Origin of the sequence: Klugiella xanthotipulae (assembly GCF_006716695.1) — a bacterium.
Lineage (GTDB): Bacteria > Actinomycetota > Actinomycetes > Actinomycetales > Microbacteriaceae > Klugiella > Klugiella xanthotipulae.
The window spans coordinates 620,579-647,243 of record NZ_VFPN01000001.1 but is presented as its reverse complement, the minus strand read 5'-3'; the positions used below and the strand labels follow the sequence as shown (position 1 = coordinate 647,243).

Here is a 26,665-nt window from a genome sequence, read left to right as displayed (position 1 = left end):
CTTTCTGAGATTCTGGGTAGACTGCGAAAAGTATGTATTCAGATTTTAAGGGGCATCATCTATGAGCGACCAGCCGAACAACGGTGAGCAGCAGCCTGTCAACCCGGAGGACTTCTCCGGCCAGGAAAGTGTGTCCGGCCCGGCATCCGCTGCTGCTTTTCCCGGGTTGCCCGAGGGCGTCGCCCCCGATCAGGCCGTCCCGGCCCAGCCCGTCTTCGGGGAACCACCGATGTATCAACAGCCGGTTTTTGAGACGCAGCAGCAGTGGTCTGATCCGGCCGCTCATTCCCCTCAGAGTGGTGGTTACCCACAACAGGGTGGTTACCCACAACAGGGTGGATATCCGCAGCAGGAAGGTTTCCCACCCGCCGGTGCGCCACAGGGTTATCCGGCTGGGCAACAGTCAGCCCCCAACGGGTACCCCGCCGCGGGTGGCATCCCCCCGGGGCAGCAGCCCCCATTTGGTGGTGTGGGTCAGTTTGCCGGTGAGCCCAATCAGCCCCAAAAGTCCAAGAAGGGGCTTTTCCTTGGTCTGGGCATTGCCGGAGCGGCCATCGTTTTGCTCGGCGGCGGTGTCGGGGTCTTCTTCGCCGTGCAGAGCGCCAACCACTCTCCGGAGCATGCCGTTGAGTCTTTTCTCGGTGACCTCACCAACGGCAGCGTTCGAGATGCGCTTGCCCAGGCCAATGTCACGACAACGGATGACGATATTCTGCTCACCGATAAAGCCTACGCCGCGGCCACGGATCGCATCACGGGCTACACTGTCGAGTCATCCCAGACAAAGGGCGGCACCGCCCAGGTAAAGGTTTCCCTGAAGCAGGGTAAAAACTCCGGCACACAGACGTTCCAGCTCAAGAGCACCGGGAAAGAGATGCTTTTCTTCGACGTCTGGGAGATTGACAAACTTCCCCTGGAGACCATCGACATCACATCGATCGAGGTTCCGGAGGGGGGCGAGGGCACGATTGCGGGGGTTTCGTTGGCCGATGCGATCGAGCGTGGTGAAAACCTGCGCGCGCTTCCGGGCACCTACACCGTCGAGATCGCCGAGAACGAGTGGTTTACGGGTGACCCGGCCAGCGTGTCCGTCACCGGTTTTCAGACTGACACGGTCAATAGTCCCGCTAATGAGCTCTCTTTCACTCTCACCGATCAGGGCACGCAAGCGATAAACGATGCGATTGACAGCTACCTGAATGACTGCGTGAAGTCCACGGAGCTTCAGCCCCTGCTGTGCCCGTTCGGGGCTAAGAAGGAGAACGAGGGGTACGTCTACACCAATATTGTCTGGACGTTGAACCCGCGGCCTGTCACCGCCATCGAGGCATCGGGCTCGGGCGGCTGGAGTATCAGTACCACAAAAAAGGGCGCGGCGAGTGCCACCTCGGACGTGAGCGATCCGGCCACAGGCCGCAGCGGAACATCGAGTACGAACTCGATCAGCGTCGCAATTATGGGTTCAGTTCGTGGGTTCGTGGATGGCAAGGCTGATATCACCCTCTTGCCCTCGCTGTTCTAATCTTGCGCTGTGTGTCGCGCACGAGATAGTATTGCTCCCTGGTGCTCTTTGCCACCAATCTTGTCGCGCCTTTAAAGGATGCGTTGCGGTTGGTGGCGTCGAAATCCTCGGGCCGCGTCTTGAAAGAGCGCGACCCCCACGGCATACCCGCCACATAGGAGGGCGCAACTCTGCGCTTTCGGTGGGTCCAAATGAACTCGTGCGCATCCTCAGGGTCGCGCACGAATGCACACCGCTTAATGCACAAGCTGTCACCGTGCAGCACATATAAGGAGAAGAAGTGCCAACTATTCAGCAGTTGGTCCGGAAGGGTCGCACGCCCAAGGTCACGAAGACCAAGGCGCCCGCCCTGAAGGCAAACCCGCAGCAGCGTGGAGTATGCACCCGTGTGTACACCACCACCCCCAAGAAGCCCAACTCGGCGATGCGTAAGGTCGCCCGTGTGAAGCTGTCCAACGGTACCGAGGTCACCGCGTACATCCCCGGTGAGGGACACAACCTTCAGGAGCACTCGATGGTGCTCGTTCGTGGTGGTCGTGTGAAAGACCTCCCCGGTGTTCGCTACAAGATCGTTCGTGGTGCCCTTGACACCCAGGCCGTCAAGGGTCGCCAGCAGGCTCGTAGCCGCTACGGCGCTAAGAAGGAGAAGAAGTAATGCCTCGTAAGGGACCAGCTCCTAAGCGCCCCGTAGTTGCCGATCCGGTCTACGGTGCCCCCATTGTTAGCCAGCTCGTGAACAAGATCCTCAAGGATGGCAAGAAGGGCCTCGCCGAGCGCATCGTTTACGACGCACTCGCCGGTGTTTCCGCCAAGACCGGTGCGGATGCCGTTGTGACCCTCAAGAAGGCGCTCGACAATGTGCGCCCCACGCTTGAGGTTCGCTCGCGTCGTGTTGGTGGATCAACGTATCAGGTGCCCGTTGAGGTCAAGCCTCACCGGGCCAACACTCTGGCACTGCGTTGGTTGACCAGCTACGCCAAGGCTCGTCGTGAGAACACGATGACTGAGCGTCTGACCAACGAGATTCTTGATGCCTCCAACGGTCTTGGTGCCGCTGTAAAGCGTCGTGAAGACACTCACAAGATGGCCGAGTCGAACAAGGCCTTCGCGCACTACCGCTGGTAGTGCGAATCGGCTCCGGCTTTCGACAGGATCGCGTGCGATACTGTCGAAAGCCGGAGCCGCCCAGCGGTGGTCTTTCAGACCCCGGGCCGGCACATAACCTCAGACAACCCAGATAACTTTCGGAGGAACCCCGTGGCACTTGACGTGCTCACCGACCTGAACAAGGTCCGCAACATCGGCATCATGGCCCACATTGATGCTGGAAAGACCACCACCACCGAGCGCATCCTGTTTTACACGGGCGTGAACCACAAGATCGGTGAGACGCATGACGGTGCCTCGACGATGGACTGGATGGAACAGGAGCAGGAGCGCGGTATTACGATTACGTCGGCCGCGACGACCTGTTACTGGAAGAACAACCAGATCAACATCATCGACACCCCCGGTCACGTTGACTTCACCGTTGAGGTGGAGCGTTCGCTCCGTGTGCTCGACGGTGCCGTCGCCGTTTTTGATGGCAAGGAGGGCGTTGAGCCCCAGTCCGAGACGGTGTGGCGTCAGGCCGATAAGTACAACGTGCCCCGCATTTGCTTCGTCAACAAGATGGACAAACTGGGTGCCGATTTCTACTTTACGGTCGATACAATCGTGAACCGCCTGGGTGCGAAGCCTCTCGTGATTCAGCTGCCGATTGGCGCTGAGAGCAACTTCGAGGGTGTTGTAGACCTGGTTGAGATGGTCGCAAAGACCTGGCGCGGCGACTCCAAGGGTGATGTCACCATGGGTGCGAGCTACGAAATCGAAGAGATCCCCGCCGACCTGAAGGAAAAGGCTGCGGAGTACCGCACGCTGCTTCTGGAGACCGTTGCCGAGACCGACGACGAGTTGATGGAGAAGTACTTCGGTGGTGAGGAGCTCACGATCGAGGAGATCAAGAAGGGTATCCGTTACCTCACGGTGAACAGCTTGATTTACCCGGTTCTCTGTGGTTCGGCCTTCAAGAACCGTGGCGTGCAGCCGATGCTTGACGCCGTCATCGACTACCTGCCTAACCCGCTTGACGTGGGTGCTATCGAGGCGCACGACCCCCGTGATGAAAGCATCATTATCGAGCGTCACGCTGACTTCGATGAGCCCTTCGCGGGCCTGGCCTTCAAGGTTGCTGTTCACCCGTTCTTCGGTCGGCTGACCTACGTTCGTGTCTACTCGGGCCACGTGGCCTCGGGTGGTCAGGTGTACAACTCCACCAAGGGTAAGAAGGAGCGCATCGGTAAGATCTTCCAGATGCACTCCAATAAGGAGAACCCTGTTGACAGCATTGCTGCCGGCCACATCTACGCCGTTATTGGTCTGAAGGACACCACCACCGGTGACACCCTCTGTGACCCTAACAACCAGGTTGTCCTGGAGTCGATGACGTTCCCCGACCCCGTGATCGAGGTTGCGATTGAGCCGAAGACCAAGGCAGACCAGGAGAAGCTGGGAACGGCTATCCAGAAGCTTGCCGAAGAGGACCCCACGTTCCGCGTGAGCCTCAACCAGGAAACGGGCCAGACGGTGATCGCCGGTATGGGCGAGTTGCACCTCGACATCCTTGTTGATCGGATGCGTCGCGAGTTCAAGGTTGAAGCCAACGTGGGTAAGCCGCAGGTTGCGTACCGAGAGACGATTCGTCGCGAGGTTGCAAAGCACGACTACACCCACAAGAAGCAGACCGGTGGTTCGGGTCAGTTCGCAAAGATTCAGATCGCCATCGCGCCGCTTGAGGCTGACAGCGAGAAGACCTACGAGTTCGAGAACAAGGTCACCGGTGGCCGCGTTCCCCGTGAATACATTCCCTCGGTTGACCAGGGGATCCAGGACGCCCTCAATGTGGGTGTGCTCGCTGGCTTCCCCATGGTCGGAGTGAAGGCTACCCTTCTTGACGGCCAGTACCACGATGTTGACTCGTCGGAGATGGCGTTTAAGATTGCCGGATCAATGGCTTTCAAAGAGGCCGTTCGTTTGGCAAACCCGGTTCTGCTCGAGCCGATGATGGCTGTCGAAGTTCGCACCCCCGAGGAGTACATGGGTGACGTTATCGGTGACCTGAACTCGCGTCGTGGTCAGATCCAGTCCATGGAAGACGCCAGTGGCGTCAAGGTCGTTCGCGCCCTTGTCCCGCTGTCTGAGATGTTCGGTTACATTGGTGATCTGCGGTCGAAGACCTCAGGTCGCGCGGTGTTCTCGATGACGTTCGATTCTTATGCTGAGGTCCCGAAGGCCGTGGCTGACGAGATCGTACAGAAAACCAAGGGCGAATAGTTTCGTCCCCGGTTGGTCGAAAGATTTCGACTAAGCAAGTAACATAAATACACAACCCCCGTAGACATCCCTGTCGGCAGTCGCCGTTTAGGGGTAACTACATGAAAGTCCTGAGGAGGACCACAGTGGCGAAGGCCAAGTTCGAGCGGACTAAGCCGCACGTAAACATCGGAACGATCGGTCACGTTGACCACGGTAAGACCACTCTTACCGCCGCAATCTCCAAGGTGCTTGCTGACAAGTACCCGTCGGAGACCAACGTGCAGCGTGACTTCGCTACCATCGACTCCGCTCCCGAGGAGCGTCAGCGTGGTATCACGATCAACATCTCGCACGTCGAGTACGAGACCCCCAAGCGTCACTACGCACACGTAGACGCTCCGGGTCACGCCGACTACATCAAGAACATGATCACCGGTGCTGCTCAGATGGATGGCGCAATCCTTGTGGTTGCGGCTACTGACGGTCCGATGGCTCAGACCCGTGAGCACGTTCTGCTCGCCAAGCAGGTTGGTGTTCCCTACCTGCTCGTCGCGCTGAACAAGTCCGACATGGTTGAGGACGAGGAGATCCTGGAGCTCGTTGAGCTTGAGGTTCGCGAGCTTCTCTCCAGCCAGGGCTTCGACGGAGACAACGTCCCCGTTGTGCAGGTCTCGGGCCTGAAGGCTCTTGAGGGCGACGAGAAGTGGGTTAACTCCGTTCTTGAACTCATGGAAGCCGTTGACAACAGCGTTCCGGACCCCGTACGCGACAAGGACAAGCCGTTCCTGATGCCCGTTGAGGATGTCTTCACGATCACCGGTCGTGGAACCGTTGTCACGGGTCGCGCCGAGCGTGGAACCCTGCAGATCAACTCTGAGGTTGAGATCGTGGGAATCCGTCCCACCGTCAAGACGACTGTGACCGGAATCGAAATGTTCCACAAGCAGCTCGACGAGGCGTGGGCTGGTGAGAACTGTGGTCTGCTCCTTCGTGGAACGAAGCGTGAGGATGTTGAGCGCGGTCAGGTTATCGTGAAGCCTGGTTCGGTTACGCCGCACACCGAGTTCGAGGGCACCGCCTACATCCTGTCTAAGGAAGAGGGCGGCCGTCACAACCCGTTCTTCACCAACTACCGCCCCCAGTTCTACTTCCGTACCACGGACGTAACCGGTGTTATCACCCTTCCTGAGGGCACCGACATGGTTATGCCTGGCGACACCACCGACATGTCGGTTGTGCTCATCCAGCCCATCGCTATGGAAGAGGGCCTCGGCTACGCCATCCGTGAGGGTGGCCGTACCGTAGGTGCTGGTACCGTGACGAAGATCAACAAGTAAGTACTTACTACTTACTAAAAGCCGACCCCGTAGCATACGCTACGGGGTCGGCTTTTTTATTGGCCCTGGTGCTGTCTCCGTCTGCCGTGGGTGAAGATGATGCGATGCCCCAGCTACCCGCGTAGCGGCCTCCTTGTCACTCCTCACCCTTGTGGATGTTCTCGCGCGGTGGCACACTGGTTGGTACTTCCCGGCACTGACCGGGCATTGGTGAGGAGGCTAGGTGACAGAAGCTATACGTGTGCAAATGAACCGAACCGAGTGGCCAGCGGCACCCTGTGGGCGTGACACCCACTAGTGTGAGCAGGCAGGAGCCTTAGCGATAGGCGCTGAAGACTACCCGGATTCGATGAAGATGACGATGGATGTTCGCTGTGCCGATAGAGCAACCTCGTCACCGTCATACCAGCGAAGAGTCGGCACCGACGTCGAAACAACAAGACGTTAATCGCGCGGAGACGCGCACCGGTTGCTGGTTCCCATGTGTTAAAGAAAGAAGGGGCCGGGCCGCACGGGCGGCTCGGCCCCTTCCGCATGGGGTCAGGGGCGGCCGAGCCCGATATAGGTCCAACCGGCGGCCCGCCAACGGTCGGCATCCAGGCAGTTGCGTGCGTCAATGATGGTCGGGGTGGTGACGAGCTCGCGGACGATGACCGGGTCAAGCTCGCGGAAGTGGACCCACTCTGTGGCCACAATAACGAGGTCAGCGCCGCGGAGGGCATCGTCAATCGACGCCGTGTAGGTCAGCTGCGGTTGGACACGTTGCGCGTTGCGCAGAGCCTCGGGGTCTGTGGCAGTCACCGAGGTTCCTTCGGCGGCTAACCGGGTGGCGATCTCCAGGGCGGGGGAGTCGCGTACGTCATCCGAATTGGGTTTGAACGCCAGGCCAAGAGCAGCGACTTTCTTGCGCGGGAACTCGGCACCGAGCTCGCGCAGGGCAAGGGCTACGACTCGATCGCGCCGCCGCAGATTGATGGCGTCCATCTCTTTCAGGAAGCCGAGAGAGTGTCCCACGCCCAACTCATCGGCCCGCGCGCTGAAGGCTCGGATGTCTTTGGGTAGGCAACCGCCGCCGAAGCCCACACCCGCGTTAAGGAAGCGGCGGCCGATGCGGACATCGTGACCAATCGCATCTGCCAACTGCGTGACGTCTGCACCTGTCACCTCGGCGATCTCAGCCATAGCGTTAATGAAGGAAATTTTGGTGGCGAGGAACGCGTTGGCGGAAACCTTAACGAGTTCTGCCGTGGCGTAGTCGGTGGGAACGAGGGGGGTTCCCGCTGCCAGCGCGGCCGCGTAGACCTCGTCCATGAGGGCGCGTGCCGTCTCACCGTCGATGCCCGCAGGAAGTCCGTACACCAAACGGTCCGGGCTGATTGTGTCCTGGATGGCAAACCCCTCGCGAAGGAACTCGGGATTCCACGCCAGCAGTGCGCCGGTGCCCGCATCGCGAAGCGTTGCGCTGAGGCGCTGAGCCGTGCCCACTGGAACGGTGGACTTCCCCACGACCAGATCACCGGGTGAGAGGGCGGGGATGAGCGCGTTGATGGCCGAGTCAACGTAGGTCATATCGGCTGCCGAGCTTCCCGACTTCTGGGGTGTGCCGACGGCAATGAAGTGTACGCGAGCTCCACGCGCATCCGCAGGGTCGCTGCTAAATCGCAAACGACCGGAGTCGAGTGCCGAGCGGAGAACCTCAGGAAGTCCGGGCTCATAGAATGGCGCAACGCCCTCGGATAGCGAACGGACTTTACTCTCGTCGAGATCAATTCCGACAACCTCATGACCAAGTTCTGCCATGCATGCCGCGTGGACAGCACCCAGGTACCCGCATCCGATGACTGATAAACGCATCCTTGTGTGTCTCCCTTGTGGTCTCTGAGTGAATTCTCTGCGTGCCGGATATACAACGGAACGAGCCATTGTCAGGCTCGCGTGCGGGCCAAACCCATACCATCATACTGAGTGCGCTCACGCTGCCCGGCCAGAGCAGGAGTGCGGAGCCGAGGGGTGCTGGCGGCACCTAGGGGGTCGTGCCCTGCCAAACGGCGTCGAAGGGAGCGTGTGAACTTACCCGGTTCTCGATGCTTCGATAGACAAACTCTTTGGCGTTGTGGGCTGCCTCGCGCGGGCTGAAACCGGTTGCGATTTCGGCGGCGATGGCGGCAGCGAGAGAGCAGCCGGCCCCGCTCACGGCAACCTCGCCGACCTTGGGGGCCGAGAGAACATCAAGAGTGCTGCCGTCGTAGAAGACGTCAATGGCATTCGGTCCAGCGATCCGCACGCCGCCCTTGGCAAGCACGGCCGCGCCGCTTATATCGAAGATGCGTTTTGCTGCGTCGCTCAGGTCGGCGATGTTCGTGATTTCCGTCATCCCGGAGAGTTGGAGGGCTTCAAAATGGTTGGGGGTGACAACGGTGGCCAGCGGAAGGATGCTCGCCGTGAGGGCCTGGTCGGTGTCGAGCGCATGCCCGGGCTCCTGCCCCTTACAGATCAGTACCGGGTCGAATACCACATTCGTGAAAGGCCGTGCATGAAGGGCTTGTGCGACCACGTCAATCGTGGCGGGTGAGCCGAGCATCCCGATCTTGACGGTGTTGAGTTGGTCGGGTCCGTAGCAGCCGGTGATGGCCTCCAGCTGATCCGCGATGACGTCCGGGTTAACGGGGACAAAGCGGTGGTTCCAACTGTTCGTGGGGTCGAAGGAAACGATGCAGGTGAGCGCGGCAATACCGAAGACGTTTCGGGCCTGAAACGTCTTAAGATCGGCTTGAGCTCCGGCACCTCCGGTCGCTTCAGAACCGGCAATAGTGAGTACAAGATGGGGCATAGGAATATTCTGTCCTATCTTCCCGGTGGGCACGAGCCGAGAGGTGCGACACGCCCGGGTTGCAAAGTGCCCTAAAACTGTGGCACACTTGCTTAGTTCAGTATTTCGCCATGCTCTTGCGTGCGCGAATCACTACCAGGCTGTGCATAGCGGATTCCGGGTTTCCCGAGAAGTGTCGTTAGGCCGCGGGTAGCAGAACACGCCCACCACTCAATCTCATACGCTGCACGCGCTTCGCGTTGCTGTGTGGAGAAACCGAGGTCAGGTATCCGCGGGTGTCGAGGTTTCCTCGATGGGCCGTGATACGGGGTTTGATAGAAGAACAGCGGTGTGACATGAGAGTGTTCCACGTTTAGTCCGCAAGACGTCCAATGTGGTGAAAACCATACGACGCAACGAGAAAGAGAGAGTCACACATGGCGGGACAGAAGATCCGCATTCGACTTAAGTCGTATGACCACGCCGGTCTCGACACCTCGGCACGCAAGATTGTTGACACGGTAACCCGCGCGGGTGCCACGGTCATCGGTCCGGTGCCGCTACCCACCGAGAAGAACGTGATCGCAGTGATCCGTTCACCTCACAAGTACAAGGACAGCCGCGAGCACTTCGAAAAGCGCACGCACAAGCGCCTGATCGACATCGTAGACCCGACGCCCAAGGCTGTCGATTCGCTTATGCGTCTTGACCTACCCGCCGATGTCAACATCGAGATCAAGCTCTAGGGGAATCATGTCTACTGCTGCTAAGACCGCACGTGGTCTGCTGGGCACGAAGCTTGGCATGACCCAGGTATGGGATGAGAACAACAAGCTCGTACCCGTTACCGTTATTGAAATCAGCCCGAACGTGGTAACCCAGGTTCGCACACCCGAGGTAGATGGCTACAGCGCGGTTCAGATCGCCGCTGGCCAGATTGACCCTCGCAAGGTCAACAAGCCTGCTGCTGGTCACTTCGCGAAGGCCGGAGTAACACCCCGTCGCCACATCACGGAAATTCGCACCGCCGACGCCTCCGAGTACTCGGCAGGCCAGGAGCTCAGCCCCGAGACAGTCTTTGAGGCTGGCCAGCTTGTCGATGTTGTCGGCACGAGCAAGGGTAAGGGCTTTGCCGGTGTGATGAAGCGTCACAACTTCAAGGGCGTTAGCGCATCGCACGGTGCCCACCGTAACCACCGTAAGCCTGGTTCTATCGGTGCCTCTGCCACGCCTAGTCGTGTGTTCAAGGGTATGCGCATGGCCGGCCGTATGGGTGGCGAGCGTGTCACGGTACAGAACCTCAAGGTTCACGCTGTGGATGCCGAAAAGGGCCTCATCCTGGTCAAGGGTGCCGTTCCCGGTGCCCGTGGCCGTCTCGTATTCGTTCGCAACGCAGTGAAGGGGGCGTAGTTCATGGCTACCGCAACCACGCTCGATGTTCTTGACGCTCAGGGTAAGAAGGCCGGTTCGGTCGAGCTGCCCGCGAGCATCTTTGACGTTGAGACCAACATCCCGCTTATCCACCAGGTCGTGACGGCCCAGCTTGCCGCCGCACGTCAGGGAACCCACAAGACGAAGAATCGTGGCGAGGTTTCCGGTGCGGGTCGCAAGCCGTTCAAGCAGAAGGGAACCGGTCGCGCTCGTCAGGGCTCGATCCGTGCACCCCACATGACCGGCGGTGGCATTGTCCACGGACCGACACCCCGTAACTACGCACAGCGTACGCCCAAAAAGATGATTGCTGCCGCCCTGCGCGGTTCGCTCTCGGACCGGGCCCGTGGCGAGCGCGTTCACATTGTTGAGTCGATTGGTGTCCTGGAGGCTCCCTCAACTCAGACCGCTGTTGAGTTCCTGACGATCGTTGCCCCCGGACGCCGCGCACTCGTTGTGCTTGACCGTACCGACGACGTCACCCTGAAGAGTGTTCGTAACATCGAAGACCTGCACGTAATCAACTGGGACCAGCTGAATGCGTACGACGTCCTCGTCAGCGACGACATCGTCTTCACCAAGGTAGCTTTCGACGAGTTCGTTGCTGCCAAGAAGGAGGTTTCGGCATGAGCCTGAACAAGAACCCGCACGATGTCATCATCGCCCCCGTGGTCTCTGAGAAGAGCTACTCGCTGATTGACAACAACGGTCAGTACACCTTCGAGGTGCACCCCGAGTCCAACAAGACCGAGATCAAGCTCGCCATTGAGAAGATCTTCGATGTCAAGGTGGCGTCTATCAACACGTTGAACCGCAAGGGCAAGACGCGTCGTACCAAGTTCGGTCTGGGCAAGCGCAAGGACACCAAGCGTGCCATTGTCACGCTCAAGTCCGGCTCCATCGACATCTTCACGGTCGTAAGTTAGACCAGGAAGTCAAGAGGAATACACACATGGCTATTCGTAAATACAAGCCCACGACGCCTGGTCGTCGCGGTTCGAGTGTTGCTGACTTCGCTGAGATCACGCGCTCGACTCCGGAGAAGTCACTTCTTCGTCCCCTGCCCAAGACCGGTGGTCGTAACAACGCCGGACGCATCACGACCCGTCACATTGGTGGTGGCCACAAGCGCCAGTACCGCGTTATCGATTTCCGTCGTAACGACAAGGACGGCGTGAACGCCAAGGTTGCTCACATCGAGTACGACCCCAACCGCACCGCCCGTATCGCGCTGCTTCACTACGTGGACGGCACCAAGCGCTACATTCTTGCTCCCAGCAAGCTCTCGCAGGGTGACATTGTGGAGTCGGGTCCCGGCGCTGACATCAAGCCCGGCAACAACCTGCCCCTGCGCAACATCCCGACCGGTACGGTGGTTCACGCCATCGAGTTGCGTCCCGGTGGTGGAGCAAAGATGGCTCGTAGCGCCGGCGCCTCGGTGCGTCTCGTTGCTAAGGATGGTCCCTACGCGCAGCTTCGTCTGCCGTCGGGTGAAATCCGCAACGTTGACGCACGCTGCCGCGCGACCGTTGGAGAGGTCGGCAACGCCGAGCAGTCCAACATCAACTGGGGCAAGGCCGGGCGTATGCGCTGGAAGGGCGTTCGTCCGACTGTTCGTGGTGTTGCCATGAACCCCGTTGACCACCCGCACGGTGGTGGTGAGGGTAAGACCTCCGGTGGTCGTCACCCGGTCAGCCCCTGGGGCCAGAAGGAAGGCCGCACCCGTCGCCAGAACAAGCAAAGCGACCAGCTCATCGTTCGCCGCCGCAACGCCGGCAAGAAGCGCTAGTAGGAGTTTTAGAAGATGCCACGCAGTCTTAAGAAGGGCCCCTTCGTTGACAACCACCTGCTGAGCAAGGTTGTTACGCAGAACGAGGCCAACACCAAGAACGTGATCAAGACCTGGTCACGTCGTTCAATGATTATCCCCGCCATGTTGGGTCACACCATCGCGGTTCACGATGGTCGCAAGCACATTCCGGTGTTCGTCACCGAAACCATGGTTGGGCACAAGCTCGGTGAGTTTGCTCCCACCCGCACCTTCCGTGGACACGTGAAGGACGACAAGAAGGGCCGTCGCCGCTAGACGCGGTGACGATAAGGAGGAAAAGAAATGGTTGAGTCGATCGCACGCGTTCGTCACATCCGCGTTACCCCCATGAAGGCTCGCCGCGTCGTTAACCTGATCCGCGGTAAGCAGGCAGAGGAGGCACTAGCCATTCTCAAGTTCGCGCCGCAGAGCGCGAGTGAGCCGGTGTTCAAGCTGGTTGCTTCGGCAATGGCTAACGCCCGGGTGAAGGCAGACGCGACAAACAGCTATCTGGATGAGCAGGATCTCTATGTGTCGAAGGCATACGTTGACGAGGGTGCAACCCTCAAGCGTTTCCGCCCCCGTGCACAGGGTCGTGCGTTCCGTATCAATAAGCGCACCAGCCACATCACGGTAGTCCTCGCGACTCCTGATGAGGTCGAGGCCGGGAAGAAGGGAGCCAAGTAATGGGCCAGAAAGTAAACCCCTATGGCTTCCGTCTGGGAATCACCACCGACCACGTGTCGCGCTGGTTCTCCGACAGCACCAAGCCGGGTCAGCGTTATGCCGACTACGTTGCAGAAGACATCAAGATCCGTCGTCTACTCGCAACCACCCTTGACCGCGCGGGCGTTGCTCGTATCGAGATTGAGCGTACCCGTGATCGTGTACGTGTGGACATCCACACGGCACGCCCCGGAATCGTTATCGGTCGTCGTGGAGCCGAGGCCGAGCGCATTCGCGCCGACCTGGAAAAGCTCACGGGCAAGCAGATTCAGCTGAACATCCTTGAGGTCAAGAACCCCGAGGCTGAGGCTCAGCTGGTTGCACAGGGTATTGCCGAGCAACTCTCCGCTCGTGTGGCTTTCCGCCGCGCGATGCGTAAGGGGCTGCAGGGTGCCCAGCGCACCTCCACCGTCAAGGGTGTACGTATTCAGGTGTCCGGCCGTCTTGGCGGCGCTGAGATGAGCCGTTCGGAGTTCTACCGTGAGGGTCGCGTGCCACTGCACACACTTCGCGCGAACATCGACTACGGCTTCTACGAGGCAAAGACCACCTTCGGCCGCATCGGCGTGAAGGTGTGGATCTACAAGGGTGACATCACCAACAAGGAACTCGCTCGCGAGCAGGCGGCTCAAAAGTCGTCGCGCCCCGAGCGCGGTGACCGCCGTCGTGCGCCGCGTAACAGCAACGCGCAGGTTGAGGCACCGGCTGTAGCAGGAGCGGAGAAGTAAATATGCTTATTCCACGTCGAGTCAAGTACCGCAAGCAGCACCACCCCGGCCGTAGTGGCCAGGCAAAGGGTGGCACCACTGTGAGCTTTGGTGAATACGGCATCCAGGCCCTCACCCCCGCGTATGTGACCAACCGTCAGATCGAGTCCGCTCGTATCGCGATGACCCGTCACATCAAGCGTGGTGGAAAGGTATGGATCAACATCTATCCCGACCGTCCTCTGACCAAGAAGCCTGCGGAAACCCGCATGGGTTCGGGTAAGGGTTCACCGGAGTGGTGGGTGGCAAATGTCAAGCCGGGTCGCGTCCTCTTCGAGGTCGCCGGAGTTAACGAGGAGCTTGCACGCGAGGCGCTGACCCGCGCCATCCACAAGCTTCCGCTCAAAGCCCGAATTATCAAGCGTGAGGAGGGTGACGCGTAATGGCGATCGGATCTAAAGAGCTCAACCCCGCAGAGCTCGACACTTTCGAGGACGAGCGCCTCGTAGAGGAGCTTCGTAAGGCAAAGGGTGAACTGTTCAACCTGCGCTTCCAGTCGGCTACCGGCCAGCTGGAAAGCCACGGTCGAGTTCGCCAGGTGAAGCGCGATATTGCGCGCATCTACACCGTCATTCGTGAGCGCGAGTTGGGGATTCGGGCCACGCCTGCCCCTCTCGCTGCCCCCGTGGCGGAGAAGAAAACCAAGAAGGCTAAGGCTGCTGAGGCAACCGAGGCTGCAGAGACGAAGGAGGCCTAATCATGGCACAGGTCGAAGACAAGACCGACGGCCACGAGTCGGCCGCGCGCGACGTGCGTGATGATGCAGCGCGCGGGTACCGCAAGTCCCGCCGTGGCTATGTCACGAGCGACAAGATGGACAAGACGATTGTTGTTGAGGTTGAGGACCGCGTCAAGCACCCCCTCTATGGCAAGGTCATCCGTCGTACATCCAAGGTGAAGGCGCACGACGAGAACAACACCGCCGGCATTGGCGACCTCGTGCTCATCAACGAGACCCGTCCCACCAGCGCTACCAAGCGCTGGCGCCTGGTCGAGATCCTCGAGAAGGCTAAGTAAGCCCCGGCTTACTTACAGAAGGAGTAAGAAGTGATTCAACAGGAATCCAGAGTCAAGGTTGCCGATAACACCGGTGCCAAGGAGCTGCTTACCATCCGCGTTCTCGGCGGCTCGGGTCGTCGTTACGCAGGATTGGGTGACACCATCGTGGCAACCGTCAAGGATGCTATCCCCGGTGGAAACGTGAAGAAGGGTGACATCGTCAAGGCCGTCATCGTTCGCACGAAGAAGGAAACACGTCGTCCCGACGGTTCCTACATCAAGTTCGACGAGAACGCCGCCGTCATCCTGAAGACCGACGGAGACCCCCGTGGTACCCGTATCTTCGGACCGGTTGGTCGCGAGCTTCGTGACAAGAAGTTCATGAAGATCGTCTCGCTGGCACCGGAGGTTATCTAATCATGGCAAACATCAAAAAGGGCGACCTGGTTGAGGTCATCAGCGGAGCCAAGCAGAGCCGTGGTGGATACCGCGGTAAGCAGGGCCGTGTTCTTGAGGTACTGACCGAAAAGAATCGCGTCATCGTTGAGGGCATCAACTACGTCACCAAGCACGTACGTGTGAGCCAGAGTAACCGCGGCAGCAAGGAGGGCGGTCTCGAACAACACGAGGCTCCCATCCACGTGTCGAACGTTGCTCTCGTTGACCCGAAGACCAAGAAGCCTACTCGCGTGGGTTACCGCGTCGAAGAGGTCGAGAAGAACGGTGCTACCAAGACCGTTCGTGTTCGCTACGCAAAGAAGTCAGGTAAGGACCTCTAATGACTGCAACCGAGACTGCCGCGACCGCTGGCAAAATCCAGCCGCGCCTGAAGCAGAAGTATAAGAACGAGATCATTGCTCAGCTCACCACGGACCTGGGGTACACCAATGTGCATCAGGTTCCTGGCCTGGTCAAGATCGTCGTCAACTCCGGTGTTGGTGAGGCTGCCCGCGATGGCAAGATCATCGATGGCGCGATTGCCGACCTCACCAAGATCACGGGTCAGAAGCCCAAGGTCACCAAGGCCCGCAAGTCCATTGCGCAGTTCAAGCTGCGTGAGGGTCAGGCTATTGGTGCGCACGTCACCCTCCGCGGTGATCGCGCGTGGGAGTTCCTCGACCGTCTGCTGTCACTGGCGCTGCCCCGTATCCGCGACTTCCGCGGATTGAGTGATCGTCAGTTCGATGGGAATGGAAACTACACGTTCGGTATTACCGAGCAGAGTGTTTTTCACGAAATCGACCAGGACAAGATCGACCGCGTGCGCGGTTTCGACATCACCGTCGTGACCACCGCGCAGACCGATGATGAGGGTCGCGCGCTGCTTAAGGCGCTCGGCTTCCCGTTCAAGGCGGCAGAGGCAAACTAGTCTGCCGGTGCCGGATTTCCGAAAGTGTGCGGGAATTTGGCAGCGAGCAACTAAGGTAGATCGGGTGGTCTTCGCGCGTGCGTGGGGGCCACCCGATCATCCACAACTCAATAACACATCTACCACCACAGGTCCTCCGTTGTGTAACGGCTGAGGAAACCAGGCGAGAAAGAAGACACACACATGACAATGACAGATCCGGTCGCAGACCTGCTGACCAGACTGCGCAACGCCAACTCGGCGTACCACGACCAGGTGTCGCTGCCCGGCAGCAAGCTGAAGTCACACATCGCAGAGATCCTCAAAAAAGAGGGTTATATCGCCGACTGGAAGGTGGAAGATGCCCGCGTCGGCACCACCCTCACTCTCACGCTCAAGTACGGTCCGAACCGTGAGCGTTCCATAGTCGGGATCAAGCGGGTGTCCAAGCCCGGTCTCCGCGTCTACGCAAAGTCCACCGAAATCCCCACGGTACTCGGCGGTCTCGGCGTTGCAATCCTGTCCACCTCCTCCGGTCTTCTGACAGACCGTCAGGCTGAGAAGAAGGGCGTGGGCGGAGAAGTTCTCGCCTACGTGTGGTAGCCAGAAGATGTCACGTATTGGAAGACTTCCTATTAGCATCCCTGCCGGGGTAGACGTTTCCGTCAGCGGCCAGGATGTCACCGTTAAAGGACCGAAGGGCCAGCTGTCACTGACGGTTTCGCAGCCTATCCAGGTCGTTATCGAAGACGGTCAGGTTCTCGTGAGCCGCCCGAACGACGAGCGCGAGTCGCGTTCGCTGCACGGTCTCACTCGTACCCTGATCAGCAACCAGATCGTCGGTGTGACCGAAGGATACTCCAAGGGCCTTGAGGTCGTTGGAACTGGTTACCGTGTTCAGGCCAAGGGTAGCGGAGTCGAGTTTGCGCTCGGGTTTTCGCACCCCGTCATTATCGAGCCGCCGGCAGGCATCACCTTTGAGGTGGAGGGCAACAACAAGCTCACTGTGCGCGGAATCGACAAGCAGGCTGTCGGTGAGGCAGCTGCTAACATCCGCAAGATCCGTAAGCCCGAACCCTACAAGGGTAAGGGCGTGCGGTACGCGGGAGAAGTTGTTCGCCGCAAGGCTGGAAAGGCTGGTAAGTAACCATGGCCGTTGTTAAGAGTGGCAAGAGCCGCACCGCGGCACGTTCACGTCGCCACACCCGCCTCCGCAAGAAGGTTGTTGGCACGGCAGTACGTCCCCGCCTGGTAGTCACCCGTTCGGCACGTCACGTGTTTGTTCAGGTTGTTGACGACGCACTGGGCCGTACCCTCGTATCCGCTTCAACTATGGAGGCAGATCTGCGCGCTCTTGACGGTGATAAAACCGCCAAGTCACGCAAGGTCGGCGAACTGGTTGCCGAGCGCGCTAAGAAGGCCGGTATTGAGGCCGTTGTATTTGACCGTGGTGGTAGCAAGTACGCGGGTCGCGTAGCTGCTATTGCTGAGGGAGCTCGAGAGGCTGGTTTGAGCCTGTGAGCAACGAAACGAAGGAGCAAGAGGTGACTGCAGAAGCAGCGACCACTGAGGTTGCTGAGGCGCAGACCGCTGCTGAGGCACCCGCGCAGGACAACCGTAACGAGCCCCGTGAGGCTCGCCGCGGTAGCCGTGAGCGTAACCCCAACCGTGGAGATCGCGGTAGCCGTGACAACGACAAGAGCCAGTTCCTGGAGCGCGTCGTGACCATCAACCGGGTATCGAAGGTTGTGAAGGGTGGACGTCGTTTCAGCTTCACCGCCCTCGTGGTTGTGGGAGACGGTAACGGAACTGTCGGCGTCGGCTACGGCAAGGCCAAGGAAGTTCCCCTCGCAATCTCTAAGGGTGTTGAGGAAGCGAAGAAGAACTTCTTCCGCGTTCCTCGCGTCCGCAAGACTATTCCTCACCCCGTACAGGGGGAGGCTGCTGCCGGAGTGGTTCTGCTTCGTCCCGCTGCTGCTGGTACCGGTGTTATTGCCGGTGGACCGGTGCGTGCGGTACTGGAGTGCGCTGGCATCCACGACGTCCTGAGCAAGTCACTGGGTTCGTCAAACACCATCAATATCGTGCACGCCACGGTTACGGCACTGAAGCAGCTCGAAGAGCCTCGCGCGGTTGCCGCACGTCGCGGACTTGATTTCGATCAGGTCGCACCGGCTCGCCTGGTTCGTGCCGAAGCAGATGCGGCAGCCGAGGCTGCCGCGGCAAAGGCAGGTGCCTAATGGCTCAGCTCCGGATTACGCAGATCAAGTCAAAAATTAGTGAGAAGCAGAACCAGCGCGACACGCTTCGCAGCCTGGGTCTTCGCAAGATCGGTCAGGTCACCGTTCGCGAAGACAACAGTGTGAACCGTGGATACGTGAAGACTGTTGCTCACCTGGTCAAGGTTGAGGAGATCGACTAATGGCTGAAGAGAAAAAAGCCGTAAAGACGGAGGCTGTGGCCCCCGCAGAGAAGGCCCCCGCTGCGAAGGCCGCTGACAAGGCAGCCCCCGCAGCTGAGGTGAAGAAGCCCGCAGCTAAGAAGGCAGTCGCCACCGCGGATGCCGAGACGGGCGTTGCCAAGAAGCCCGCAGCTAAGGCTGCGAAGAAGGCTGAGCCCGCCGAGAAGCGCGAGCAGGTGCTGAAGGTTCATCATCTTCGTCCGGCTCCCGGAGCCAAGACCGCACGCACGCGTGTCGGCCGTGGTGAGGGTTCGAAGGGTAAGACGGCTGGCCGCGGTACCAAGGGTACCAAGGCTCGCTATCAGGTTCGCGTTGGATTTGAGGGTGGGCAGATGCCGCTGCACATGCGCACCCCCAAACTGCGCGGATTTAAGAACCCGTTCCGTGTTGAGTATCAGGTTGTGAACCTGAACAAGCTTGCCGACCTGTATCCCGGAGGTGGCGATGTCACGACGAGTGACCTCGTGGCTAAGGGCGCAGTTCGCAAGAACGAGCGCGTCAAGGTCCTTGGTGACGGCGATATCTCGGTCAAGCTCAACGTGTCGGTGGACAAGGTTTCTGGCTCTGCAGAGCAGAAGATTGTTGCCGCTGGCGGTTCAGTAAACTAATAACCGATTGTATGGTGCGGTACCCATTCGGCCCGGTTGCATGAGAGTTATCTCATCACGGTGGGCGTCAGAGTTGGGTATCGCGCCATATAACCGCAATTATGAGGCCTACATACGTGTAGGCTCAATAATCGGTAACCTCACCTAGCCGTTGGGGATAACGGTACACAAAGCAGGAGGCTTTTTTGTTCAGCGCCATTGGCCGAATTTTTCGCACACCGGACCTTCGTCGCAAAATCGGGTTCACGCTCGGTATCGTTGCGATCTTCCGCCTGGGATCCTTTATCCCGGCACCCTTCGTGGACTTTGGAAATGTGCAGGCCTGTCTTAAGCTCAATCAGAGCACCTCTGGCCTCTACGAACTCGTCAACCTCTTCAGCGGTGGCGCCCTCCTGCAACTCTCTATCTTCGCGCTGGGAATTATGCCGTACATTACGGCGTCGATTATCACTCAGCTGCTTCGGGTGGTCATCCCTCACTTTGAGACTCTTCACAAGGAGGGGCAGGCCGGACAGGGTCGCCTGACCCAGTACACCCGATACCTCACCATTGCGTTGGCTGTTTTGCAATCAACCACGTTGATTACTGTTGCACGCAGCGGACTCCTCTTTGGCACGAACACCTCCACCGAGTGTGCAAACCTGCTGACCGATAACTCGTGGTATGCCATTCTGCTGATGGTGATCACCATGACCGCCGGTACCGGGCTCATCATGTGGATGGGTGAGCTCATCACAGAGCGCGGCGTGGGTAACGGAATGTCGCTCCTTATCTTTACCTCGATCTCGGCGCAGTTCCCCGGCTCGCTCGGGGCCATCCAGCAGGCCAAGGGGTGGAACGTGTTCTTCCTCGTGATCGCGGTGGGTATCGTGATCATCGGGCTTGTGGTCTTTGTGGAACAATCACAGCGACGTATCCCGGTGCAGTATGCCAAGCGGGTTGTGGGCCGACGCACGTACGGCGGAAACAACACCTATATACCCATCAAGGTCAACATGGCTGGTGTGGTTCCCGTCATCTTCGCCTCGTCGCTGCTCTACCTCCCCGCATTGATCGCGCAGTTTAACCAGCCCAAACCGGGTGAGGATGCTGCACCCTGGGTGACCTGGATCTCAAACTATCTCACGCAGGGCGATCAGCCCCTGTATATGCTGTTCTACTTCCTTCTGATCGTTGGTTTCACGTTCTTCTACGTCGCCATTACGTTCAACCCGGAAGAGGTTGCGGAGAACATGAAGAAGTATGGTGGGTTCATCCCCGGCATCCGGGCTGGACGGCCCACCGCCGAGTACCTCGACTACGTCCTTACCCGTATCACTTTCCCCGGCTCGCTCTACCTCGGATTTGTGGCGCTCATCCCGCTGCTCGCCCTGGCAATTGTGCAGGCCAACCAGAACTTCCCGTTCGGTGGAGCCTCGATCCTCATCATCGTTGGTGTGGGCCTCGAGACCGTGAAGCAGATTGACGCGCAGCTCCAGCAGCGTCACTATGAGGGATTGCTTAAATGACACACAGCCGGTTGTTGATCGTAGGACCCCCCGGAGCCGGTAAGGGAACACAGGCCGCTATCCTCGCGGATCGCCTGGGTATACCCGCAATTTCTACTGGCGATATCTTCCGTAGCAACATCTCGGCTGGCACGGAGCTCGGTCTTCAGGTGCAATCCATTGTGAGCAGCGGTGGGTACGTCCCCGACTCCCTGACCAACGCGATTGTGGAGGATCGCCTGGGCCAGGAGGACGCCCTCGAGGGTTTTCTTCTGGACGGATACCCCCGCACCCCCGAGCAGGTTGTTGAACTCGACCGTATCCTCTCCGCAACGAGTTCCCGGCTGGACGCTGTTGTCCTGCTGGAGGCTGACGCGGACGAGGTTGTGGCCCGACTGCTGAAGCGAGCACAGGAGCAGGGCCGCGCGGATGATACAGAAGACGTTATCCGCCACCGCCAGGACGTGTACCAGGAACAAACCGCTCCGCTGATCGAGACCTATGACGCCCGCAACCTGGTGGTCCGCGTTAACGGACTCGGCACGGTAGAAGAGGTTTCGGGCCGGATCGCATCCGTGCTCGGAATCTAACGACGCTGCTCTCGGGCGCGCATCAGTAGAGGACACAGTGGGTATCTTTCGTAAGTCGCTATATAAAACACCTGATCAGCTCCGCCAGATGGTGGAACCGGGGCTCGCGACCGCCGATTCGCTCGCTGCTGCCCGCGAACTCATCCGCGCAGGGGCCACCACTTTACGCATCAACGCCGCCGCGGAGGCCGCATTGGCTGCCCGTGGGGGCCACTCCAACTTCAAACTGGTCCCCGGCTACCGGCATATGGTGTGTGCCTCGGTGAACGATGACGTGGTACACGGCATTCCAAACTCTCGTGTGCTGGAGCCGGGGGATATCGTGTCCATCGACAGCGGTGCCGAGATAAACGGGTGGAACGGAGACGCGGCGATCACCGTTGTCATCCCGGATGACTCGCGGCCCGAGGTGGTGGCCGAGCGTCAGCGCCTGAGTGAGGTGACTGAGCAGTCGCTCTGGCACGGCATTGCGCGCCTGGCGAGGGCCACCCACCTCAATGAGGTGGGTGATGCTATCCAAACGTATATTGAGTCGCAGGGTGACTACGGTATCCTGACCGACTACATTGGTCACGGCATCGGCCGTGCCATGCACGAGGACCCGCCTGTGTTCAACTACCGAGTGCGCGAGCGGGGCCCCGCGGTGAAGCCCGGCCTGGTTGTCGCTATTGAGCCGATGGTGGTCACCGGATCTATTGAGACGTTCATCCAGGATGACGATTGGACCGTGACCACGATGGACGGGGGTATGGCTTCACACTGGGAGCACAGCGTTGCCGTGCATACTGGTGGAATCTGGGTTCTCACGGCCCATGATGGCGGTGCGTCCGCGTTGGAACCGCTCGGGATCACCCCGGTTCCGATTCCCTAGCACCGCCACAGATTTCCCGGAGCAAAGGTTGGATATGTCCTCTCTCACGTCACGTTTTATGGGTGCGGTTCTTGCCGGTGCTCTGATTGTTCTCCTGGGAGGTTGTGCACCCGCGACCTCGGAGACGCAATCCACAGACACCGGTGCCGCACCGGCGATTGCGGTGGACGGTGGTTTAGCCGTTGGTGAGGGGTCCGACCGTATCGACATCTGGGTTGATTTCCAGTGCGGGCACTGCAACTCTTTTGAAAATGCCAACGGTGCGTACCTGGCGGGGATGGTCGAGGACGGTGAGGCGACTCTGGTGGTGCATCCGCTGCACTTTATGGACACCGGAAGCGGCAAAACACGTTCGCTCACCGCAGCGAACACCCTGGCCTGTGCGGCAGAGGCCAAACCGGAATCTGTGACCGACCTCATCGCGCTCATCTTTGCCAAGCAGGGTACCGATTGGACCGCAGACGACATGATTGCCCTGGGCGAGAAGGCCGGGGCAGGTGACCTGAGTGACTGTGTTAACGGCGGAACCTTTGTCACCTGGGTGAAGGATTCCCAGGAAGCCGTTTTTGGTGGCGAGATGCCCAAGGGCAGTGAATTGGAGAAGGTGACCGGGACGCCGACCGTGCTGGTGAACGGTGCACTTTACGAGGGTGACCCACGGGACAACGCGGAGTTTAAGCGTTTTGTTAACGGGCAGCTGACCAGTAAATAGGTTGTCGTGTCAGACCAGGGCGCAGGCCTGCGCCGCCGCGACCTGCTGGGTGGGGTGGGCGGAGGGCTAGCTCTTCTGGGCCTGAGCGCGTGTGCCGCCCGGCCGGACCCGACGGCTCAGGTCTCCGTATCGCCGTCGGCTGTGCTGACATCTCCCGGGCCGGTGAGCGCGTCACCGACCCCGGCGATACCCGTGCCGAATATTGACCCCAACGCGGTTTCAGCCCGCTTCGAAGGCCGCGTGCCGACCGAGTGGGGTCTCACCGTGACGGGGGTGGTGACAAGCCTGGCGGTCCCAACAGATGCGACCGGTCGGGAGCGGGTCGCGCTGACCCTCGACGCGTGCGGTGGACCGCACGGCAGCGAGGTGGACTCGGAGTTACTCGCGCTCCTTGACCGGCTGGCGGTGCCCGTGACGCTATTTCTGAACGCACGGTGGATCGAACAGAACCGGGGGGTTGCCGAGAATTTGGCGGCCAACCCGCTCGTTCAGCTCGGAAATCACGGCACGAGGCATCGGCCACTCTCGGTGTCGGGCCGTGAGGCCTATGGGATCGCTGGTACGGCATCCGTTGCCGAGGCGGTTGACGAGGTGTGGGGTAACCACCAGGTGCTGACCGAGCTCTGCGGCCGTCCGCCGCTGTGGTTTCGCTCGGGTACGGCCCACTATGACGAGGTCGCCGTTGCTCTCGTGGAGGCCGTGGGGGAGACCGTGATCGGGTTCAGCACCAACGCGGATGGTGGGGCCACCTTCCCTGCCGAGACGGTGCGGGCCGAGGCGTTGACGGTCTCGGCAGGTGGCATCCTGATTGGGCATATGAATCGACCGGATAGCGGGACGGCCGCGGGGCTTGCTGTGGCCCTTCCGGAACTGCTCACCCAAGGTGTGGTTTTTGCCCACCTCGACGCACCGGGCGGCTAGAGGGGGGCATCGGTGTGGCGCGTTCGCGACCCTCTACGCGTCCATCACGCGTGCGAGTGCGTCAATGAACCCGTCAAAGGTGGCGCTCGATCGGAGGATGTGTTGGACATCCTCACGTGAGCTGAACACCTTTACCAGCTGGTCAAAAACCGATTGAAACTCGTTGCGCTCGCTCTCGGCGAAAGCGATAAAAGCGATCACATGCACCCGGCTGCTGCCCCAGGGCAGAGCCGTCTTGGTAACGGCTATCGCGATTGCTGTGCGTCGTGCGGTCATTGTGAGGGCGTGTGGAATGGCGATGAGGTCGTTAAACGCGGTTGAGGACATCCGCTCACGATCCAACGCCCCCTGAACGTAGGAGTCGTCGATGATGCCTTGTTCGACCATCAGGCCGCCGAGGTGGGTGATCGCCTCACTCTCGTCGGACACGTCAAGGTGGGCGGTGAACAGTTCGGGTGAGAGGTAGCGAAGTAGCCGTTCTTTGAGGGCGGCTCGACGCTTGGTGCGGTGAAAGCGGGAGACGCGGGCGCGGATGCGCTCAGCATCCTCCTCGGTGAGAAAGGGCTGGATTTGGAGAACATTATGCACCGATGTTGGTGCCGGGATGGTCGAGAGAATGAGGTCAACCTCCAGGTGAGCCCAGGCGACATCGGTCCGGGTCACAACCGTGACAACCTCGATGATGTCGGCGAGTTCCTCCTCAATCCGTTCGCGCAGGAACCTGTGCATGCTGTAGTAGTCGGGGCAGACAAACGCGCAGCGGACGCGCTGAGTGCGGGAGGGGCGCTGGGCGAGGAATGAGCCGATGTGTAGGGCGAGGAAAGCGATCTCGTTCTCGTCAACCCTTACTCCGTTGACCCGACTGAGTTCGGTTGCCAGGAAGACAGCTACGTCGTAAACCACGGGGTAGTGGGTCTTGAGTGAGCGGGTCATGGGGTTGGGCGAGGAGAGCTGGTCGCGCATCCGGTCGAGCATATTTGCCACGTGATCGGTGAGCCTGGTGACAAGCTCGTCGTCGGTGAGGGCGATCGCATAGTGGTGGCTGGCCAATTCGACCGCGGCGGCCACCTGGGTGCGCAGGACGCTCAGCGACTCCGCGCTTCGGCGGCGGGTCGCGGCGCGCGCGGGCGGGTCAGCGTGCTCCTCCGCGTCGTCCTCGGGGCTCACGCTACCGCCGCGGGCGACCTGGGTGTGCATCAGCCGGGCGAGGTGGCGCGCCTCCTCGGCGCGTGCTGGCGGGGTGGCGACCTGTTCCAGGAGGGCGGCTGCGAGTGGGATGAGCTGGTCATCCTCGTCGAGCGGTTCCGCATCGCCGGGGGCGAGAAAGTGCCCCGTGCGGATGCGCGAGGCGATGATCGCCAGGCTGAGGAGGACGCTGCTGAGACCGAACTCGTTGACCCGGTAGCCGTAGGATTCGAGTCGATCAATAACGGCCGTCTTGATGGGCCCCAGGGGTGGCACGCCGTAGGTGCGGGCCACATCCGTGAGGTCAATCACGTTATTGTCGAGGTCTTCAAGATAGAGCGTGGCGAGCAGGCGACGCTTATTGGGCTCATGACCCTCGATGCTGATGCCATTCGCCCGGCGGGTGGGCGTGAGGCCCGCGCGCGCGACAACGGGGCGTTGCCGACGGAGGTCGGCCTCCAGCGTGGATTCACTGATGAAGAAGTGGGCGGCTATTTCGTGTGGATCAACGGGGGAGGTGTTGCCGAGGATCCACTCGACGATTGCCCGTTGCCGATGGGCCGGACGCTCGCTGCCGCGGTCAATCCCGGCGCGTGAGATCGCTGTGGACTCGGGGGAGAGGTTGCCGCTGGTGGCCTCGTGGTGGGCCTGGAGGGCGACGCGGTTGATGCGGTAGCCGAGGGGTCCACGAATGAGCACCTCAAAGGGGGCGTAATGGTCGCGCATCTCCGTCGCATAGTTGCGTACCGAGCGGGTGGTGACCCCGAGGGTGTGCGCGAGCTCGGAGGCGGTCACCCAGTCATCTGCCTGAGCGAGGTAGGCCACGAGTGACTTCGCGCGTTCTGTTGACACCTCCCTATTCTAGGCGCTGACGTACCGGGGCACCGGGAGCGAGAATGTCGTTGGGATGGACCGTCAGACCAGTCTGTCAGGCCGTTTCCGGCGCTGCGGAAATGAAACTACTGGAAGTCTCGGGGCGACGGGGTGAGAATGAAGAGAACATGCCACTGGCCTGTCACGAGTTACATAACTGTTGAACACAGAGTTGTGAGGGGGTTACCGCGATGCGGAACATAACGGTCGTGTGTGGAGCGGGTGTCTCCAGCACGTTTCTCGCCCACAGAATCGAGGCGAGTATCCGGGCGACCGGCGACGCTGTGAGGGTACACGTCTCGGCGCTCTCCGGACTGGCCGCGCAGTGTGATGGTGATGTTGTCCTGTTGGGTCCGCACCTGAGTGAACAGCGTGATGCGGTTGCGGTCACGCATCCCCTCGCCGCCGTCGGCGTGGTCCCTGAGGATGTCCTGCGCACGCTCGATGGTGCCGCCGCTGTGGCGCTCGCTCGCTCTGTTCTGGCCGCGCACACCCCCGGCAGGCCCGTCACACGTGAAACATCGTACGGCCCTTCTCAATCGTCCATTCTTCCCACCGATTCATCAACACCGAGGAGGCCATCTCATGGCTGAGAAAACCGTGACCATTCTGTCCCAGCAGGGATTGCACGCCCGCCCGGCATCGCTCTTCGCCCAGACTGCCGCGGCGAGCGGGGCCGAGGTGACCATTGCGAAGCCCGGCGGCGCACCCGTGAATGCGGCGAGCATCCTGGGGGTTATTTCACTCGGCCTTGGCCACGGCGACGAAGTGACCGTGAGCGTGACGGGAGCCAACGAGGATGTCGTTCTGGCTGATCTCGTGACGTTGCTCGAAACCGACCACGACGCGTAACG

35 protein-coding genes are annotated in these 26,665 nt (G+C 60.2%); 32 read left to right on the top strand and 3 right to left on the bottom strand.

The genetic code is table 11. The features are described from left to right. Window positions 1-61: 61 nt before the first annotated feature. The 5 genes from FB466_RS02905 (at window position 62) to tuf (ending at window position 6,213) form a co-directional block, all read left to right on the top strand. Window positions 62-1,522 carry a hypothetical protein gene (locus tag FB466_RS02905; RefSeq protein WP_141915694.1) on the top strand — a complete coding sequence of 487 codons (1,461 nt, stop codon included), beginning with the start codon at window positions 62-64 and terminating at the stop codon, window positions 1,520-1,522. Between the two features lie 280 nt (window positions 1,523-1,802). Continuing rightward, entirely contained in the window at window positions 1,803-2,177 is a 375-nt protein-coding gene (rpsL, locus tag FB466_RS02900) for a 30S ribosomal protein S12 (RefSeq protein ID WP_141915692.1), read from the top strand. Then, a complete protein-coding gene (gene rpsG, locus FB466_RS02895) occupies window positions 2,177-2,647 on the top strand; it encodes a 30S ribosomal protein S7 (RefSeq protein ID WP_141915691.1) in 471 nt (156 codons plus the stop codon). The genes rpsL and rpsG overlap by 1 nt, the downstream gene beginning before the upstream one ends. Window positions 2,648-2,779: 132 nt before the next feature. Then, window positions 2,780-4,894, top strand: coding sequence for an elongation factor G (gene fusA / locus FB466_RS02890; protein WP_141915689.1), 2,115 nt, complete (start codon window positions 2,780-2,782; stop codon window positions 4,892-4,894). A gap of 125 nt (window positions 4,895-5,019) precedes the next feature. Next, the gene (gene tuf, locus FB466_RS02885) at window positions 5,020-6,213 is read left to right on the top strand and encodes an elongation factor Tu (RefSeq protein WP_141915687.1); all 1,194 of its coding nucleotides are present in this window, start codon (window positions 5,020-5,022) and stop codon (window positions 6,211-6,213) included. 540 nt (window positions 6,214-6,753) lie between these two features. Here tuf and FB466_RS02880 read toward each other — a convergent pair. Together FB466_RS02880 and FB466_RS02875 are read right to left on the bottom strand one after the other, a co-directional pair. Then, a complete protein-coding gene (locus FB466_RS02880; protein ID WP_141915685.1) occupies window positions 6,754-8,067 on the bottom strand; it encodes a UDP-glucose dehydrogenase family protein in 1,314 nt (437 codons plus the stop codon). Between the two features lie 169 nt (window positions 8,068-8,236). Further along, the gene (locus tag FB466_RS02875; RefSeq protein ID WP_141915683.1) at window positions 8,237-9,043 is read right to left on the bottom strand and encodes a PfkB family carbohydrate kinase; all 807 of its coding nucleotides are present in this window, start codon (window positions 9,041-9,043) and stop codon (window positions 8,237-8,239) included. Between the two features lie 416 nt (window positions 9,044-9,459). Here FB466_RS02875 and rpsJ point away from each other — a divergent pair, with 416 nt between their 5' ends. The 25 genes from rpsJ (at window position 9,460) to FB466_RS02750 (ending at window position 23,753) form a co-directional block, all read left to right on the top strand. Next, window positions 9,460-9,768 carry a 30S ribosomal protein S10 gene (gene rpsJ / locus FB466_RS02870; protein ID WP_141915681.1) on the top strand — a complete coding sequence of 103 codons (309 nt, stop codon included), beginning with the start codon at window positions 9,460-9,462 and terminating at the stop codon, window positions 9,766-9,768. Window positions 9,769-9,775: 7 nt separating this feature from the next. Beyond that, window positions 9,776-10,432 carry a 50S ribosomal protein L3 gene (gene rplC, locus FB466_RS02865; protein WP_141915679.1) on the top strand — a complete coding sequence of 219 codons (657 nt, stop codon included), beginning with the start codon at window positions 9,776-9,778 and terminating at the stop codon, window positions 10,430-10,432. Between the two features lie 3 nt (window positions 10,433-10,435). Then, window positions 10,436-11,083 (top strand): 50S ribosomal protein L4, encoded by a 648-nt coding sequence (gene rplD, locus FB466_RS02860; protein ID WP_141915677.1) that lies wholly within the window; start codon window positions 10,436-10,438, stop codon window positions 11,081-11,083. Continuing rightward, window positions 11,080-11,379, top strand: coding sequence for a 50S ribosomal protein L23 (rplW, locus tag FB466_RS02855; RefSeq protein ID WP_141915676.1), 300 nt, complete (start codon window positions 11,080-11,082; stop codon window positions 11,377-11,379). Before rplD ends, rplW begins: the two co-directional genes overlap by 4 nt. Before the next feature lie 26 nt (window positions 11,380-11,405). After that, on the top strand, window positions 11,406-12,242 hold the full coding sequence (rplB, locus tag FB466_RS02850) for a 50S ribosomal protein L2 (protein ID WP_141915675.1): 837 nt from the start codon (window positions 11,406-11,408) through the stop codon (window positions 12,240-12,242). A 15-nt stretch (window positions 12,243-12,257) separates the two neighbouring features. Next, window positions 12,258-12,539, top strand: coding sequence for a 30S ribosomal protein S19 (gene rpsS / locus FB466_RS02845; protein ID WP_141915673.1), 282 nt, complete (start codon window positions 12,258-12,260; stop codon window positions 12,537-12,539). A 27-nt stretch (window positions 12,540-12,566) separates the two neighbouring features. Then, window positions 12,567-12,950, top strand: coding sequence for a 50S ribosomal protein L22 (gene rplV, locus FB466_RS02840; protein ID WP_141915672.1), 384 nt, complete (start codon window positions 12,567-12,569; stop codon window positions 12,948-12,950). Continuing rightward, complete coding sequence (gene rpsC, locus FB466_RS02835) at window positions 12,950-13,717, top strand: 30S ribosomal protein S3 (RefSeq protein WP_141915670.1); 768 nt, start codon at window positions 12,950-12,952, stop codon at window positions 13,715-13,717. Before rplV ends, rpsC begins: the two co-directional genes overlap by 1 nt. 2 nt (window positions 13,718-13,719) lie before the next feature. Continuing rightward, on the top strand, window positions 13,720-14,139 hold the full coding sequence (gene rplP / locus FB466_RS02830) for a 50S ribosomal protein L16 (RefSeq protein ID WP_141915669.1): 420 nt from the start codon (window positions 13,720-13,722) through the stop codon (window positions 14,137-14,139). Beyond that, on the top strand, window positions 14,139-14,453 hold the full coding sequence (gene rpmC / locus FB466_RS02825) for a 50S ribosomal protein L29 (protein ID WP_141915667.1): 315 nt from the start codon (window positions 14,139-14,141) through the stop codon (window positions 14,451-14,453). Before rplP ends, rpmC begins: the two co-directional genes overlap by 1 nt. A 2-nt stretch (window positions 14,454-14,455) precedes the next feature. Beyond that, a complete protein-coding gene (gene rpsQ, locus FB466_RS02820; protein ID WP_141915666.1) occupies window positions 14,456-14,773 on the top strand; it encodes a 30S ribosomal protein S17 in 318 nt (105 codons plus the stop codon). Window positions 14,774-14,803: 30 nt separating this feature from the next. Beyond that, window positions 14,804-15,172, top strand: a complete 369-nt coding sequence (gene rplN, locus FB466_RS02815) for a 50S ribosomal protein L14 (RefSeq protein ID WP_141915664.1) — start codon at window positions 14,804-14,806, stop codon at window positions 15,170-15,172. Between the two features lie 2 nt (window positions 15,173-15,174). Next, window positions 15,175-15,534 (top strand): 50S ribosomal protein L24, encoded by a 360-nt coding sequence (gene rplX, locus FB466_RS02810; protein ID WP_141915663.1) that lies wholly within the window; start codon window positions 15,175-15,177, stop codon window positions 15,532-15,534. Continuing rightward, window positions 15,534-16,124 carry a 50S ribosomal protein L5 gene (gene rplE / locus FB466_RS02805; RefSeq protein WP_141915661.1) on the top strand — a complete coding sequence of 197 codons (591 nt, stop codon included), beginning with the start codon at window positions 15,534-15,536 and terminating at the stop codon, window positions 16,122-16,124. The genes rplX and rplE overlap by 1 nt, the downstream gene beginning before the upstream one ends. A gap of 183 nt (window positions 16,125-16,307) precedes the next feature. After that, complete coding sequence (gene rpsH / locus FB466_RS02800) at window positions 16,308-16,706, top strand: 30S ribosomal protein S8 (RefSeq protein ID WP_141915659.1); 399 nt, start codon at window positions 16,308-16,310, stop codon at window positions 16,704-16,706. 7 nt (window positions 16,707-16,713) lie between these two features. Beyond that, a complete protein-coding gene (rplF, locus tag FB466_RS02795; protein WP_141915657.1) occupies window positions 16,714-17,250 on the top strand; it encodes a 50S ribosomal protein L6 in 537 nt (178 codons plus the stop codon). 2 nt (window positions 17,251-17,252) lie between these two features. Beyond that, a complete protein-coding gene (gene rplR, locus FB466_RS02790) occupies window positions 17,253-17,624 on the top strand; it encodes a 50S ribosomal protein L18 (RefSeq protein ID WP_141915656.1) in 372 nt (123 codons plus the stop codon). Next, window positions 17,621-18,343: a 30S ribosomal protein S5 gene (rpsE, locus tag FB466_RS02785; RefSeq protein ID WP_141915654.1), complete on the top strand. Its 723-nt coding sequence runs from the start codon at window positions 17,621-17,623 to the stop codon at window positions 18,341-18,343. The genes rplR and rpsE overlap by 4 nt, the downstream gene beginning before the upstream one ends. Beyond that, entirely contained in the window at window positions 18,343-18,525 is a 183-nt protein-coding gene (gene rpmD / locus FB466_RS02780; protein WP_141915653.1) for a 50S ribosomal protein L30, read from the top strand. The genes rpsE and rpmD overlap by 1 nt, the downstream gene beginning before the upstream one ends. Continuing rightward, on the top strand, window positions 18,525-19,172 hold the full coding sequence (gene rplO, locus FB466_RS02775; RefSeq protein WP_141915651.1) for a 50S ribosomal protein L15: 648 nt from the start codon (window positions 18,525-18,527) through the stop codon (window positions 19,170-19,172). The genes rpmD and rplO overlap by 1 nt, the downstream gene beginning before the upstream one ends. A 185-nt stretch (window positions 19,173-19,357) precedes the next feature. Then, the gene (secY, locus tag FB466_RS02770; RefSeq protein WP_141915649.1) at window positions 19,358-20,680 is read left to right on the top strand and encodes a preprotein translocase subunit SecY; all 1,323 of its coding nucleotides are present in this window, start codon (window positions 19,358-19,360) and stop codon (window positions 20,678-20,680) included. Then, window positions 20,677-21,249, top strand: coding sequence for an adenylate kinase (locus tag FB466_RS02765; RefSeq protein ID WP_141915648.1), 573 nt, complete (start codon window positions 20,677-20,679; stop codon window positions 21,247-21,249). Before secY ends, FB466_RS02765 begins: the two co-directional genes overlap by 4 nt. 37 nt (window positions 21,250-21,286) lie before the next feature. Next, on the top strand, window positions 21,287-22,120 hold the full coding sequence (gene map, locus FB466_RS02760; protein ID WP_141915646.1) for a type I methionyl aminopeptidase: 834 nt from the start codon (window positions 21,287-21,289) through the stop codon (window positions 22,118-22,120). Window positions 22,121-22,154: 34 nt separating this feature from the next. After that, complete coding sequence (locus FB466_RS02755; protein WP_170205990.1) at window positions 22,155-22,832, top strand: DsbA family protein; 678 nt, start codon at window positions 22,155-22,157, stop codon at window positions 22,830-22,832. Window positions 22,833-22,838: 6 nt separating this feature from the next. Then, window positions 22,839-23,753 (top strand): polysaccharide deacetylase family protein, encoded by a 915-nt coding sequence (locus FB466_RS02750; RefSeq protein ID WP_141915643.1) that lies wholly within the window; start codon window positions 22,839-22,841, stop codon window positions 23,751-23,753. 33 nt (window positions 23,754-23,786) lie between these two features. Here FB466_RS02750 and FB466_RS02745 read toward each other — a convergent pair whose 3' ends face one another. Further along, window positions 23,787-25,790 (bottom strand): BglG family transcription antiterminator, encoded by a 2,004-nt coding sequence (locus FB466_RS02745; protein ID WP_141915641.1) that lies wholly within the window; start codon window positions 25,788-25,790, stop codon window positions 23,787-23,789. A 212-nt stretch (window positions 25,791-26,002) separates the two neighbouring features. Between FB466_RS02745 and FB466_RS02740 the strand changes: the two genes are divergently transcribed. Then, window positions 26,003-26,404 (top strand): PTS sugar transporter, encoded by a 402-nt coding sequence (locus FB466_RS02740; RefSeq protein WP_141915640.1) that lies wholly within the window; start codon window positions 26,003-26,005, stop codon window positions 26,402-26,404. Then, a complete protein-coding gene (locus FB466_RS02735; protein WP_141915638.1) occupies window positions 26,397-26,663 on the top strand; it encodes an HPr family phosphocarrier protein in 267 nt (88 codons plus the stop codon). Before FB466_RS02740 ends, FB466_RS02735 begins: the two co-directional genes overlap by 8 nt. Window positions 26,664-26,665: the final 2 nt, after the last annotated feature.